The 14,333-nt window shown below is 62.1% G+C and carries 8 protein-coding genes and 1 pseudogene; 2 read left to right on the top strand and 7 right to left on the bottom strand.

What is annotated here, in order from left to right; genetic code table 11:
- Positions 1-252, top strand: a pseudogene (locus BGIM_RS65040) (IS630-like element ISAva6 family transposase); the annotation flags it as partial.
- Between the two features lie 34 nt (positions 253-286).
- On the opposite strand, the gene BGIM_RS0131230 reads toward BGIM_RS65040, so the two are convergent.
- Together BGIM_RS0131230 and BGIM_RS0131225 are read right to left on the bottom strand one after the other, a co-directional pair.
- Positions 287-6,166, bottom strand: coding sequence for an outer membrane protein assembly factor BamB family protein (locus BGIM_RS0131230; RefSeq protein ID WP_020473606.1), 5,880 nt, complete (start codon positions 6,164-6,166; stop codon positions 287-289).
- 344 nt (positions 6,167-6,510) lie between these two features.
- A complete protein-coding gene (locus BGIM_RS0131225) occupies positions 6,511-7,335 on the bottom strand; it encodes a DJ-1/PfpI family protein (protein ID WP_020473605.1) in 825 nt (274 codons plus the stop codon).
- Positions 7,336-7,509: 174 nt separating this feature from the next.
- On the opposite strand from BGIM_RS0131225, the gene BGIM_RS0131220 reads away from it, so the two are divergent.
- On the top strand, positions 7,510-8,538 hold the full coding sequence (locus BGIM_RS0131220; protein WP_020473604.1) for a GlxA family transcriptional regulator: 1,029 nt from the start codon (positions 7,510-7,512) through the stop codon (positions 8,536-8,538).
- A gap of 142 nt (positions 8,539-8,680) precedes the next feature.
- On the opposite strand, the gene BGIM_RS0131215 is transcribed toward BGIM_RS0131220, so the two are convergent.
- From BGIM_RS0131215 to BGIM_RS0131190, 5 genes are all read right to left on the bottom strand, one after another.
- Positions 8,681-8,899, bottom strand: a complete 219-nt coding sequence (locus BGIM_RS0131215) for a hypothetical protein (protein WP_020473603.1) — start codon at positions 8,897-8,899, stop codon at positions 8,681-8,683.
- Between the two features lie 370 nt (positions 8,900-9,269).
- On the bottom strand, positions 9,270-9,833 hold the full coding sequence (locus BGIM_RS0131210; RefSeq protein ID WP_020473602.1) for a hemerythrin domain-containing protein: 564 nt from the start codon (positions 9,831-9,833) through the stop codon (positions 9,270-9,272).
- A 421-nt stretch (positions 9,834-10,254) separates the two neighbouring features.
- The gene (locus BGIM_RS53275; RefSeq protein WP_072022290.1) at positions 10,255-12,570 is read right to left on the bottom strand and encodes a PAS domain S-box protein; all 2,316 of its coding nucleotides are present in this window, start codon (positions 12,568-12,570) and stop codon (positions 10,255-10,257) included.
- A 378-nt stretch (positions 12,571-12,948) separates the two neighbouring features.
- On the bottom strand, positions 12,949-13,716 hold the full coding sequence (locus BGIM_RS0131195) for a hypothetical protein (RefSeq protein ID WP_020473599.1): 768 nt from the start codon (positions 13,714-13,716) through the stop codon (positions 12,949-12,951).
- 43 nt (positions 13,717-13,759) lie between these two features.
- The coding region (locus tag BGIM_RS0131190) for a class I SAM-dependent methyltransferase (RefSeq protein ID WP_238537753.1) at positions 13,760-14,333 on the bottom strand (574 nt) is incomplete at its 5' end.

Below are 14,333 nucleotides of genomic sequence, written 5' to 3'. Positions count from 1 at the left end.
GCCGGATGGCATGTCGCCAGAAAACTGGCCATCCCGCCAAACGTGGTTTTGCACCACTTGCCCCCTTGTGCGCCGGAGTTGCAACCGGCCGAACCCTTGTGGCCCTTGCTCCGGGAAGCGTTGGCCAACAAAACTTTCCCCGCGTTAGAGGACTTGAAGCAACCGCTCACCCGGCGGTGCGACTGGCTCGCTCGGCATCCCGACACGGTTAAGGGAGCCGTCGGATTCCATTGGGCCGTCAAACTCGGATGATTACGGTTCAACGAGATTCGGTATCACACCTCTGCTATTTCTTCCCGTCCTTTGCCCTTTCCAAGTCTGCCGCTGTGCGGCCCAACAGCACTTGGTCGAACAGGGCGCCACCGCCACTGGAACCCAACGCGATGGACTGGATGCGGAAGGGCTTTTTTGCCTGCGCCCACAGGTCCACGGTCACGATCTCCCAGTCGGCCGGCGGGCGCGGGCCGAATTGCTGTTTCACCATCACGCCCTCTTTCCAGTCGTGCGAGCCGGCCGTGGCGGCCACGCCGCCGCCGGGCCAGGCCAGGCCGATCAACAGCGACACCCCCGTTGTCTTCTCCGTGGCCGCTTTCCACGCGAATTGCAGATAGCGGTACTGGCCCGGTTTTGGATTCTCGACGATTTCAAAGTCCCAATTGGGCACGGCGTGGCCGAAGGGGGGGCGATAGTCCGGCAGGGCGGTTCCTGCGGCGGTAAGCACCAGACACTTGCCGCCGGAATAAGCCCCCGTCGGCTGGAATGCAAACGGCCGACCGGGATATTTCAGGCACGACAGGTCGTCTTCTCGCTCGTCGAAGAGAACCGCCACCGGGCGTTTTGCCGCCACGTCCGGATGAGAGGCCCCGACAACCTCGCCGTGGAAGACCAATTCGCCCAGCCGCAGGTTGCCCGCCGGCCAGCTCCCCCCGCCCGTGCTGACGAATCGAAAACGTGCCGCCTCGATTGGCTTCTCCAGTTGGTGCGTGTGCGTGGCGGCGTCGGAGAGCAGGAACGGCCCGTCGCGCCAGCGGTCGGCGGCGGAGTCCCACCATTGCAGGCGCATGTCGCGCAACCAGGATTCCGGGTGCGACGGGTCCTCCACGAAGGTGATCGCCGTCACGCGAAGTTGGGTGCGAAACGTGTCGACTTGGAGGGCCAGTCTCCCCCGCCAGCCGGAGTCGATCATGTTGATTTCGGTCCAGCTCAGCCAAGGCTGCGGCGGGGCGTCCGGCTTTCCGTCCGTCAGGAATTCCACCTTGTTTTCCCACGGTCGCGGGTCGCCGTGTGCGGGCGGGTCGGAAACGGCCGTGATTTGTGCCTTCGTTCCGAGCAACAGGTTTGGCGTCAACGGCAGGGTGATTGGCGCCGCGTTGCCCCAGCCGTCCCGGCGGGCGGTGGGTGTCGGGTCCTTGGCCAATAGCTCCGGCCGAATGTCCGTCGGAGCCGGTTGGGGCCGCGAGAGCCATTTTTCCCGCAGAGCCGGGTCGTAACACACAACCAAGCCGCTCCAGGTAGCCGCGACAACTTCACCCGTCGGCAGCCAGACGGGGGCCGGCAACGACCCGAGATCCGGCGAGGCGAGGACGTTGCCACGGGAGTCGAAAACATACAGGGTTCCAATCTCGCTGCCGACGGCGACTCGCCGGCCATCGCGCGAGATCGCCGGGTTGCGGAGCACGTCGTCACCGGTGAAGGTCCAGAGCAGGCGGCCGTCGGTCGTGTGCCACGAGAGTTGCCTGCCGACCGTCACGGCGGCCGCAGAGCCATCCGCCGAGAGGGCAACCGCGTCGGCGAGTACCGGCAGTGTGCCAATCAGTTTGTCATCGCGCAGCACATACACCCGGCCCCCTTCGCCCGTGCCGCGAAAGGCGACGGTTCGGCCGTCGGCGCTCACCGCGCCAACGGCGAGCATGCCGGACTTCGCAAGCGAAAGGCTCCATGTCTTCTCGCCGGTTCGGGCGCGGTAGCCGGTGGCCGAAATGCCGTCGAGGGCGATCAACGTCTGCGAATTGGGGGCGATGACCGGCACGCGTTTCCGGTCCGACTTCCACCAATCGAGAGACCACAGCAGTTTGCCATCCCGGTCCCAAACGGCCAGCCCGAGGTCGCCAGAGGAAGCGACCCATGATCCGTCCGGCGAGACGGCGAAGTTGTTGATCGCGTCGAGCATGTGCGAGCCGGCCGCCCAACTTGTTGCTCGCTTTGGCAATCCGTAGAGCGCAAAGCGGCGATTCCGCGTACCGTCCTCGTTCAACGAATACAGATGATATCCTTCGGCCGAGTTCAGATCGAAGCCTTGGACGTCGAATCCGTTGTCCACAGTCGCCGGGGCATAGGCAAAGTGATGGCCGACTCGCCCGCGCCAGCGGACCTCGCCGGTCTTCGCATCAAGGGCATAGAGATTGTTATCCCAGTTGAAGGCGCCGAGCAGCACGGTCGAGCCGTCGCGGCTGGCGACTGCGGAGCGGAAGTGTGGGCCAAAGCTTTCGGTGGCCGGGGCCGCCGCTCCGGTGGCTTTCCCCGTCGCCGTCGCGTCTGCCGCGACCGGGGCGGTTTCTTCCGACTTGGCACCAGCCGTGGGGATCGCGACCGGCGTAACCACGGCCTCAATCTTCACCGGCAATCGCACCGACTTGCCGGCGATTTGGTCGAGCAGTTCCAAGGTGACCGTTCCGGCCGGCGTGTTGAGCGGAACGACAAGCGTTCCGGCCGCCCCTTTCTCGCCGGCGGCCGTGAATTGTTCCGAGAGTACGCTTCCGTCCGCCGCGAGGAGTCGCACGCGCACGGGCAGGCTCGCATTGATGGCTTTGCCGTCCGCGTCAATCACACGCCCGGACCAAACAAACGCCCGGCCGGCGGGAACGGAAGAAGGCCCCAACACAGCGACACTGTCAATTGCACGGGGAAGGACAGCGTACAACCGGGCGGGTGTGGTCCGTAAATCAAGGTACACATTCGTGTCACAGGCGCTCAACGCGAACACGTCGTACACCACCCTGCCCTCGGCGCCCAGCGAGAGTTTTGTCACAAGCGGCGCGCGCTGCGTGATCATATTGCCAACGCGCCAGGAGATGCCGGGGTCGAGTCCGACGGGCACGTTGTTCACCGCCCAAACGAAGCGGGCGTCTCCGGTGCGTCGCTCCGTCAACATCACGCCCGGCTCCGGGCACGTCGCCACCGGCGGAACCGATGCCAGCGCCTTTCGCAACGTCGTGGCATATTCCATGAAATAAGCGGGGAACCGGCCGTAGGCAGAGTCGTCCTGCCATGCGCTCGGTTCCTTGAGAAGCTTGTCGAACGAGACACCCAGAGACTTGAACTCTTTCACCAATTCGGGTCGACAAGAGCCGTCGCAGAACACGGTCGGCGCCCCCTTCAGAGCAGCCGCCAACGCCGGGTCCAACTCGACGCGCTGGCCGACCACGAGGACGGCCTGATAACGCTTCAACTTCTCCGGCGTCGCGTCCTCGGCGAACACAAACGACGCCGGCCGATGGGCATACAGGCAGGCGTTGTACGCCTCAAACAGGCGATCGAAATACCAGCCGCCGATCTTCGACCAGTCGTCGATGCGCATCATCCGCGACGAAACCACGATCGCCACGCGGTCCGCGTTTTCCGTCGTCGTCATCCACGGGCCGTATTGACGGAGCAGATTCGACATGTTGCGGTGGACCGACGCCGCTCCCGGTCCGCCGGATCGCGGGTCGTCCCGCGCGACCGGCCAGTCGGGGGCGTTGCCGCTCCAGCCGACGCCGTCGGCTCCGCGCATCGCCATTTGCAAGAGAGCGGGGTAAATCATGCCGCCGGTGCCGTCGTCGTTCCACAACTCCGGGTGCCCCCAAGCTCGCTTGCCCGGTCGCTTGTAAAAGTCCACATGATGCGGCGTCACCTGCGGCGGCTGGATCTGCTCCCCTTGATAATGCAAATCAACTTCGTCCGCGTTCTGAAACGTGACGGGCGGGACCGCGCCAACCGCCCGATAAGGTCCGGTCATGGCGCTGACCTTACCCGGTGCAAGGCCCTGCGAGACTTGGCGAAACTGCCGCTCTCCGGCAACCGCATGGGCCAGCATCCGGTCGGAAACCCGGTCAAGCACGGGGTCCCAAGCCCCCGTCTCCTTCGCCCGCTTCAGCGCCGCCTGATATGCCGATTTCTCTTCCGGATTCGCCGCCGACTCAGCTCCAAGCTGGCCGATCCACCAGTTCGCCGCCCAACTCCAGCCGCGAAAAGCGGGATATCCGTCCAGGCCGCGCGTCACGGTCGTGATGGCCTCCGCGAATTGCTCCGGCTTGCGGGGATCAAAACTGGTGCCCACCGGAAGGCCGGCGTCCATGTTGAGCAAGACCGCCTGTTCCTCGATGCCGAACGCGCCGTAGGCCGCGACGGATCGTCTCACCGGCCCTTCAAAAACGGCCTTCTCCGGGGCGGGCGAACGCGGATCGGTCTTCGCCCGCTCCGCCAGCCCCTCTAGAGTGAGCGTTTGCTTGATCGCCCCGAGCGGCCCGATGGGAGAGCCTAAACGGTCGACGAACAAGTTCACACCGAGCCGGCGGCTGCGTTCCAAGTGGGCCGAAATAGCTTCCGGTGAATCCAACAAACCGGTTTTGGGGAACGGGTCATGGTAGTCGCCGTGCTGAACGATCCGGAACGCTGTCAGCGGCTTCAGGCCCGGCCCGATGATAAGCGTCTGGGCGGCGGTCGTCAGCCCGGTCACCTCCGCAGTCAGCCGGTACTCGCCGGGTTTGAGAGCCGCCGTCAGCGCCGGCGGCAGCGCCAGTTCGACCGACTTGCCAGACTCCGGCTTGACCTTGGATTCAGCGAGCAAGCGCTCGCCGTCGAATAATCGCACGGCAACCGAATCCGGTATCGTTCCGGCGCTCGTCAGGACCGAGAAAGGGATACGCTCGCCTTGGCCGTAATAGATACGGTTGAGCGGGGTAAAAACGGAGACGGAACCTTTGGCGCCCGGTTGCCGTATTTCGACGACGGTATCGACCGCGTACTCGTCCGCCGCCGTCGCCCGGTCAGGGGTGATGCGCAAGTGGTAGAAGCCGCCGCCATCGGCCGGCGCGGTCACACCACCATCCTTGATCTCCAATTCACGAAATCTCGGCGTGCCCAACGGCCGCAGGTAGACTCGCCAGTCCGGCTTCACGGTCCGGCCTTCCGCTTGCGCGGCAATGTTCAACGGCGCTCGCCCCCCGGCCGTCAACGGCCCGGAGGGCAGATCGACCGTCACTTTCTCCACGTCCCCTTTGACCACTCGCCGGAATTCGCCCGTGGCCCGGTCATAGACTTGAAAGAGTTCGATGGGGTCGGGTCGGCGGACAAGGATGTCGTCGCCAAAAATCTGCAAGTCAGAGACACGGCCCTTGCGCTCCCCCATCTGAAGTTTCACTTCGCCGGCCGGTTTGCCGTCGGGGCCGATGATCTTCACCACGTCCGAACTATCTTCAAGCAAAAACAACCGGCCCGCGTCGTCAACGTCGAAGCCGCCCCGCCAGCCCCCCCACGGGTCGCCGCCCACGTTCGGCTTCATCGTCCATACCGGCTTGCCATCGAAACCGACGACACGCAGATGACCGCTTGGACACTGCACATAAAAACGCCGGCCTTTTTCCCACACGCGGAATCGCACAAGCTTGGACACAATAGGCTCGCCCAGATCGGCGAGCGAGTAGGCCGTCACCAAGCGGTCCGGCACGCCGACGCGGACAATTCGAGTGCGGTTCTGATCGATGCCGTAGAAGTCCCCGCCACTGCCGGGCTGGACATCGAACGGCGAAAAGTACTCCACCGTGTCGTTGTTGAGAAAGTCATTGACGGTCCCGAGCTTTTCAAATGCGGGCGACCACAGATTGACGCTATGGTTGAAGTGGGCGTTGCCGGTGGCGATCACACCGTCCGCGTTCGCCGTGGCCGCCGTCAGGGCGGATGTGACCTCGCCGCCCAGCTTGTTCTTGCCACCGCGGTCGATTCGCAAAACGTATTTTTCGGACCAGAGATAAACGCGGCCGTCCTTGCCCACGGACATCCGGGCGTCCCGGACATTTAGGAGGGGATCTTCGCGAGAAACATACTTCACCAGCGGGGCCGCGATGGCAGGCAGCGCCGGGAAGAAGAGTCCAAGCAGAAATAGGCAGACGGAGAGTCGGCGAGTCATGTGTGGTCCGCTTTCTTGGCACACGGGTCCGTTATTATGTTGTATTCCCGGCCGGGGGACATGCCTCTCCCCAATGTGACAGCGGTTGATGACGAAATGCGCCGGTTGAGTCGAAAAACTCCGTCAAATTGCTTTGACAGAGTTTTTGCATGGGGTGCCTGGTGTTCTTCCCCGGTATCTGATCACAGCGTTGCCAGAGAAGAACACCGGGGATGATTCAAAACCGCTTGCTCTGGCCGTTCCGTTCATTCGCCCTCGGCGCATGCGTGAAATTGATGCCTTCGGCAGCCACGCGGACAAGACGGGCGGTTCCATGCTCACCCCCTTGGACCGGCGGCCAGTCATCATTTCTTCTCGGGGGTGTACTCTCCCATCACCTTGGCGGCCGCCACGCAGCTCGCGGTCATCTTCCCGCCAAACGGCCCCACCCATTCTTCCATCTTCTTGATGATTTCCTTGCCGGCCTTCTTCGGCGTGCCCGCATCGAATGGCGGTTGCGGGTCATACTCCAATGCGAGCTGAGTCATCTTCGCCATATCGTCGCCGAGCATTTTTGCCAGGAGCGTCAGTCCAAAGTCGATCCCGGCCGTCACCCCGCCACCAGATATTCGGTTGCGGTCGGTCACCACCCGCGCGGTCACCGGCGTCGCGCCAAACAGCGCCAGGGCGTCGTGGAAGGCCCAGTGGGACGTGGCCTTGTATCCGCGGAGCAGACCGGCCGCGCCCAAGATTAACGAACCCGTGCAGACGGAGGTCACATACTTCGCGCGAGCGCCCCGGTCGGCCATGAACTTCAACACTTCGGGGTCGCTCATCACCGCGAGCTGGCCCGGCCCGCCGCCGACGAACAGGACATCCAGGTCTTTGGGGCAGTCGCCAAGCTTCCCGGTGGGCTTGAGGATGACGCCCGAGTCAGACTCAATCAGCTCCGTGTTCTTCCACACGAGGTGGACATTACACGACGTGGACAGGACTGTTTGCGGGCCGAGCAGGTCCATGAGGGTCATGCCGGGGTACAGCAACATCCCGATCTCCGGCCGCCGCCCGTTGTGCATCACCGGGAACTTGTCCTCGCCGGCCTGCGGCTTTTTATCATCCGCAACCGCAAGGCCCGCAGGCCCCACGGTTGCCGTCGCCGCAATCAACCCGCCAAATTGCCTACGATTCATCTCGCTCTCCTTGGTTGTGACGGTGAACCATCACCGCCCACCGGCAATGTAACGCCACGGCTCAGCGTCTCAAATGACATGTCGACGTCAATTACGGCCAATCCTGTCTCTTGACCGGATCGGATGCCGGACTACGATTCATGCCAGATGCGGCCCATGAGTCGGGGAGTCAAAATGCGTCCGGCAATCCGCGGCAAACACGAACCGGAGCAAACGGCCACTTGCCGGCGTATCGTGTTCATGGCCTTTCCCGGCGTCGTGCTGCTGGACCTGGCGGGACCGTGGGACGTGTTCAACGGGGCAAACCAGTTCGCCGGGCCCGGACAAAAGCCATATTCGCTGGAACTGGTTTCCGTGACCGACGACATTCGCATCGAGACGGCGGGTGGTCCGCCACTCGTGGGTCGCCGGCGAGCCGGATCGTGTCGTGGGCCGATCGACACCCTTGTGGTGCCGGCGGCCCTTAGTTTCAATGGTGACGTGAGCGACCGGGCATGCGACCACGCGGGGCTCGGGCATCTCCGGCGTCTGGCCCGTGGCAGCCGACGGGTGGTGTCGGTGTGCGGCGGCACGTTCATCCTGGCCGCGGCCGGGCTGCTCGACGGGCGGCGGGTCACGACCCATTGGCGGTACTGTGATGACCTCGCGCGGAAGTATCCGGGACTGATGGTCGAGTCCGACCGGATTTTCGTCCGTGACGGGAACGTCTACACATCGGCCGGGGTGACGGCGGGGATGGACCTGGCGCTGGCCTTGGTGGAGGAGGATTTGGGAAGATTGCCCGCCCTTGCGGTGGCGAGGAACCTCGTCATGTTCGTCCGCCGACCCGGAGGACAGACGCAGTACAGCACGGCGCTGGAGTCACAGCAGGCCGAACGGGACTCGCTCCGGGATCTGTTGGCGTGGGCGGTCGATCACTTGGAGCAGGATCTGTCAGTGGAGGCGATGGCGCATAAGGCCCATATGAGTCCGCGCAACTTCTCGCGGGTTTTCGGGCAGGAGATGGGGGAAACGCCGGCCCGGCACATCGAGCGGTTGCGGGTGGAGGCCGCGCGTCAGCATCTTGAGGCTTCGGAGAGCGACTACGGCGATGTGGCCCGACGATGCGGGTTCGGGAGCGTGAATTCCATGCGCCGGTCGTTCCTGCGAGTGTTGAAAGTCACTCCCAGTGATTACCGAAAGCGGTTTCGTGCCGAGCGGTGACTGTTGCAAGGCGGGTTGTCCCAAGCCGGGCGCGTAGAAATGGAAAGTTTAAGAAAGGCTTTGCGGAAGCAGGCGTCGCCGCCGAGGCTGTTTTGACGGCGGCGCATTCCCAATGGTGGCTTCAAGGCATCGGCCGGAAAAATCATAACGCATGTGATCGACGCCCGGCAAACACCAACGCCACTCCGGCGGCGGCGGCGACAAGGCCAACAATCGGATTGAGCACAAGAGTGTGCGGTTTCTGATAGCTGATCTGCAGGAAGCTGGTGTCCACCGCCCGCTCGGTGGTCATGAAGGTGATGCTCGGGACGGCCAGAGCAATGACGCCGAGGATGATAAGCAAAATTCCTGTGATTCGCATGGGATGTTTCTTTCTCGTTTGATGCTGCCCGGAATGTGCCGCATGGTTTTGACAAACTCAAGGCAAACCCAGCGCCGTGGTGTGATTGAGGGGAGAAAACATTGTTTTGCCTTTAAAAATGGCCTGGCGAACACGTCCGAAGCGCTTTCAGAACTTGAATCTGTCTTGAACATGGCAGGCGCCCGCGCCTCACTTGCGTAACTGAATGCCCATGCCGTCCTTACCTGTTCTCGGCGCGACCGCCGAGCATTGGGGCTGTTGTCAGTTGGCATCTGAAAGAGGTAGTGGAATCTGAGAGATCGCGCCAGCGGGTTGGACGATTCACCGACCGTCAGAGCCGGACGGTGAGAGCGAAGCACCTCCGGACAGCCTACTTCTTGCCTGCCTTGGGAAGCTGCGGAGTCTTCCGCTTCGCGGCTTTGGAGGGGGAATCGCCGTTGCCTTTGCCCGCTTTCGCCATCGTGTCTTCGCCGACGGGGGCAACGCCATCCGCGAGTAATGTCTCTTTGCGGCGGGCCATCTTCTCGGCCAGCGCCTCGAAGTCGAGTTTGACACCTTTGGCTTTCGGCAGCATCTCGTCCTCTTCCTCCTTGATGTGATGACGGACGTTCTCGGCCAGCACATGGAACTTGGCGTCAAAGTGGCTTTCCGAACCGTCCATCAGGTCAAGCTCGGCGATCAGGAGTTTCGCCACATGATGTTCCTCGTCGGCCTCGTTCATGATTTCTTTGCCAACGGGTTTGCGGACGGCCGGGTAGAAAATTTCCTCTTCGATGGCGGCATGGACTTTGAGTTCCGTCAGCACCGCCCGAACGAGTTTCTTTTTCGCCGGCCGGGTGGTGGCCTGCTCGAACTGGTCAAACAAATCCTTGACTCGAATGTGGTCTTCTTTCAAGAGAGCCACGGCCGGATTGGGTTTCAGAAAATCAAACATGCGATCTCGATGGGGATTGTTGTCTCGATACGCATTGATAGCCGGAGGTGTCGTGACAAGTCAGAAATTCGCGTGATGAGCAGTGCCGTACCAACCTCCGAATATTTTGAAAGTGAAATGTGTTTCTCTGTCAGTGGCATTCCAATTGAAAAACAGATGTCTTGCCGTCAGTGGCGGCTTCATCCATTTACCAAGGAGACATCATGGCGGCGACAATGGACTATTCGATGACGCGGCAGCAACTGCGGGACTTGAACCAGCCACTCCAGGACACCGGGGGGAATGTCGGACCTGCGGAGCGCACCTTGTCCACCGTTGGCGGGGGCGGTTTTGGCGGGTTTCGGCCTCGGCATCGGCGGTATCAGGCATCGGCCAACCGCTCAGGTCTGACCCGTGACGTTATCATGGGTGATTTGAATGCTTATTCCCGTCCGTCCAATGTGTCCCGGACTTTGCGGGCCAATTGCAGCGGCGAAAATGGTTTTTGAAGAAACTGCATCTGTTCTTGCAGAACACCGTGCCGGATCACGGCGTCATCGGTGTACCCGGACACGTAAAGAACCTTTATTCCGGGACGGGCCGCCCGCAGGCGTTCGGCCAGGCTCCGTCCTCCCTCGCCCGGCATCACCACATCCGTGAGCAACAGATCAATCACACCGTCGTGACCCGCCGCCAGACTCGCCGCTTCCTCGGCGTCGGTCGCCGACAGGATGGTATACCCGCAACCGGACAGAATGCGGCAGGTCAATCTCCTGACTCCATCCTCGTCCTCGGCCAGCAAGATTGTTTCCGTCCCGACCGGCGGGAAATCGATTTCCGGCCGGCCGGTCATTTCTCTGGGCGATTCAATGACCCGAGGCAGATAAACCCTGAACGACGTACCGACATCTACTGTGCTTGTCACTTCAATGTGTCCGCCCGATTGCCGGACGATCCCGAACACGGTGGCCAGCCCCAACCCGCTTCCCTTGCCGGCTCCCTTTGTCGTGAAGAACGGCTCAAATATCCTCTGCAGAACCTCCGGCGCGATGCCGTTTCCGGCATCCGACACGGCGAGCATCACATAAGGCCCCGGACCTGCCTCCGGATGCGAGGCGACTTGTTCGGGATCCAAATCCAAGACCCGGGTCTTCATGGTGATTTGGCCGCCCCGTGGCATGGCGTCGCGAGCATTGACGCACAAATTCAGGATGACCTGCTCCATCTGCCCCGGATCGGCCTTCACGTAACACAGCTCGGAGGAGGCTTCGACACACAGCGAATAATTTTCACCGATCAAACGCCGAAGCAGGCTTTCGGCGCCGGCCAGCACGTCGTTCAGGTTAATCAGCTTTGACGTCAATACTTGACGGCGGCCAAAGGCCAGCAGTTGCCGGGTCAACCGGGCCGATTGCTTCCCGGCGTTCAGAATCTCCTCCAACAGTTCCACGGTCATGTCATCCGGGGAAAGCATCTGCATCAACAACTCCGCGCTTCCGTTGATCACGGTGAGCAGGTTGTTGAAGTCGTGGGCAATACCGCCCGCCAACTGGCCGACCGCCTCCATCTTTTGAGACTGCCGCAGTTGTTCCTCAAGCCGCCGCCGGTCGGTGATGTCCACGATTGTTCCGACCGACCGGACTGCTTTCCGGCTCTCACCCTCGCCCTCAAACATGACCCGCCCGCGGGCCTCGGTCCACCGGAGTAATCCGTCTCTGGTCACCATCCGGGATTCGCTGCGGAACATCCCGTCTCCGCCGGGACTCAGCGCCGCCCTGATTTCGTCGGCGACCCGGTCGCGATCCGCCGGATGAATGAGCTGAAGGGTGAGGTCAACATCTTCGATTTCCTCCGGGCGCAAGCCCGCCATTTCCCGAAGCCGGCCGGACCATCGGAGTATGTCCGTCCGCAAATCGTGGTCATACGTCCCCAAGCCGGTCGCCTCGACGGCCAGGCGGAACCGTTCCTCGCTTTCAAGAAGCGCCCGCTCGGCAAACTTCCGCTCGGCCACGTCACGACAAATACCCGAAACCGCCAAGATTTTACCCGAAACCCGAACGGCCGACACCGTGGAGGAGACGGGAATCCGTTTGCCGTCTTTTCGCAACCGGATCGTTTCGTGTGACGGGACTTGTTCTCCGTCGCAGACCCGCCTGATCAGGTCTTGTGTTTCATCAATAATTTCCGGAGGGATGAGCAGATAACCGGGGCGCCCGATCATCTCGGCGGCCTCGTAACCGAACAAATTCTCCGCGGCCCGGTTCCAAGTCAGGACGTTCCCCGCCAGATCATAACTGACAATGGCGTCCCCGGCCGACTCGACAACGCATGCCAGATGAGCCTCCGCAGTTCGGATGACATCCCTGGCGTTCTCAAGATCATCGACATCTGTGCTGCTTCCGACCCATCGGAGGATCTCGCCGTCATTGGAGCGGTCCGCGCGGGCCCGGCTCAGGTGCCAGCGATGGACCCCGTCATGCCGACGAAGCCGGTGTTTGAGTTCAAAGGGATCGCCTGTTTCCAGACTGTGTCGCATGGCTGTCTGGGTCAGCGCGAGGTCGTCCGGGTGAATCACCCGTGCCCAACCGTGACCGAGGGGATCGCCGGGGGCCATTCCCGAGTATTCGAGACATTGACGATTGTGATGGGTGATTCCCCCGTCGGGCGCCGAAATCCAGATCATATGGGGAATCGCATCCGCGAACTGCCCGAAGAGCCGGTCGGATTGCCCGAAATCCGGTCGCCCGTCATCCGCCATGATGATCCCCTTGCCGATGGTGATGGCGATTCCCGGCTCGGAACAAAGAACGAATATTGTGATGTGTCCAAATTAGTGCGAAGGTCCGCGCATGGAAAGGTAATCAACAGATTGACTTGGCAAGCCGCCTTGATGTTCATGAAAAGCCGGGGAAGCACGCGAGAAATCAAGCGACGATCACGTCGGATGAATGGACTGCGAGGCCGCTGGCGAAGCCATGCCTCATGCCATGCAATCCTCATCCGCCATGTCCGCCGGTGGATCGGGAGCTGAAATTGAAAAAGATGCGATCATGTTCATGAGAATGACGCCAACTCTTATTGCCGGGTGTCATTCTCCAAGTGGATTGCGAATCAATCAGGCCCCTTGGCGGGCGAATTACGCGGCCAGACGCAAAACTTGTCTGGTGACTCCGCCATCCAGTTCCAACGCCAGCGGGCCGTTCAACTGGTGTTCAAGTTCCTCCAAGGCGCGCGCGACCGTCGAGCCGTCCACCACACGATGGTCATAAATGAGCCGAACCGTGACAAGTCCTTCTTCGTCAATCGGGCCGTAGTTGAGCGTCCCGGTACAGGGGGACAGCGGATGCAGTGACTGGGAACCCGGCCGTGAATAAACGCTGAGGGCGAAGGTGCCGAAACAGTTCCCCCGGTTGCGGGCGGAGTTCAGGTAATACCACCAGCCCATTCTCCGTAGCGGGCCGGGCAGGCGGCTGACCCGAAGAAGACGCTGGAATTCCCGGCAGGTCTCGACCGGAATGGTCTGATACGAGCGGATGAGTTGCGTCAGCCGTCCGACCGGAATGTTCTCCGGTTCCCGGATGTGGCCGAAAAACACGGCCTTCTCCCCTTGATGTTCCCGCTCCACGGCGATGCTGACCGTGCTGACCGGATATTCACACAAATGCGCCCACGGAAGTTTCACATAAGCCCGCCGAAGCGCTGGCACATCGCGGGCGACGGAGGCGTAAGCCTTCAGAAACAGGGCCGCCCAAGAGGGGCGAGGGTCCAGTCGTTCCCGGACCTCTTTCAACCGGCCCAGATCCATCCGGCGCTCGACGGGAACGGTGGGAACGGATTTGGCGGCTCTCATCAGGTCGACAATGAACCGGCGGTTCGCGGTGAGACGAACCCACTTGCCTCTCATGGAGTCTCCTCGGGGGGATCGGGCGATCCGGCGGCGAGCGTGTCTACGACGGCGACAACGCCCGGAACAGATAGGCTTGTCCGGCGTAGGTCACCCGATGTTCGATGTTGGTGAAGCCAGCAGCTTGCAACTTGGTCGTGACCTCGGCGTGCGGCAGGTAGTGAAATCGGCCCGCGCGGGCCTCCCGCTTCAGCCACGCTCCGTACCGGATCATTCGCCAGCTCTTTTTCAAGAACCGCATCGTGCCGGTGGTGGTGATCAGGCTGCGGGCCGAACTCAGACCGACGCGGGACCACGACGGCGACGGGACATTGACGGAAAAAACAAACCGGCCGCCGGGACGAAGGACACGGCCGACCTCGGCGAGAATCCGGTCATAAGCCGTCTGGGTCCACTCCCGGCGTTCCTGATCCCACGACTCGGCATACGAAATGGACAAGCCGGAGACGGCATGATCGAAACGGCCGTGTTCAAACAGGCCCAGCCCGGCGCTGAAATCATGGCACACAAACCGCAGGCGGTCCGGATTGGCGACCAAACTGGCCCGCAGATCTTCATAGGGCCGGACATTGACGGCGGCGCAATCGACGCCGACCACCTCGGCCACCTGTCCCGCC

Source organism: Zavarzinella formosa DSM 19928, assembly GCF_000255705.1.
In the GTDB taxonomy this organism is placed as follows: domain Bacteria; phylum Planctomycetota; class Planctomycetia; order Gemmatales; family Gemmataceae; genus Zavarzinella; species Zavarzinella formosa.
This window is presented reverse-complemented; position numbering and strand designations above follow the sequence as displayed.

Coding starts and splice junctions, on each gene's coding strand:
- BGIM_RS0131230 (WP_020473606.1), bottom strand. CDS start 6,166: ATGACTCGCCGACTCTCCGTCTGCCTATTTCTGCTTGGACTCTTCTTC.
- BGIM_RS0131225 (WP_020473605.1), bottom strand. CDS start 7,335: ATGAATCGTAGGCAATTTGGCGGGTTGATTGCGGCGACGGCAACCGTG.
- BGIM_RS0131220 (WP_020473604.1), top strand. CDS start 7,510: ATGCGTCCGGCAATCCGCGGCAAACACGAACCGGAGCAAACGGCCACT.
- BGIM_RS0131215 (WP_020473603.1), bottom strand. CDS start 8,899: ATGCGAATCACAGGAATTTTGCTTATCATCCTCGGCGTCATTGCTCTG.
- BGIM_RS0131210 (WP_020473602.1), bottom strand. CDS start 9,833: ATGTTTGATTTTCTGAAACCCAATCCGGCCGTGGCTCTCTTGAAAGAA.
- BGIM_RS53275 (WP_072022290.1), bottom strand. CDS start 12,570: ATGGCGGATGACGGGCGACCGGATTTCGGGCAATCCGACCGGCTCTTC.
- BGIM_RS0131195 (WP_020473599.1), bottom strand. CDS start 13,716: ATGAGAGGCAAGTGGGTTCGTCTCACCGCGAACCGCCGGTTCATTGTC.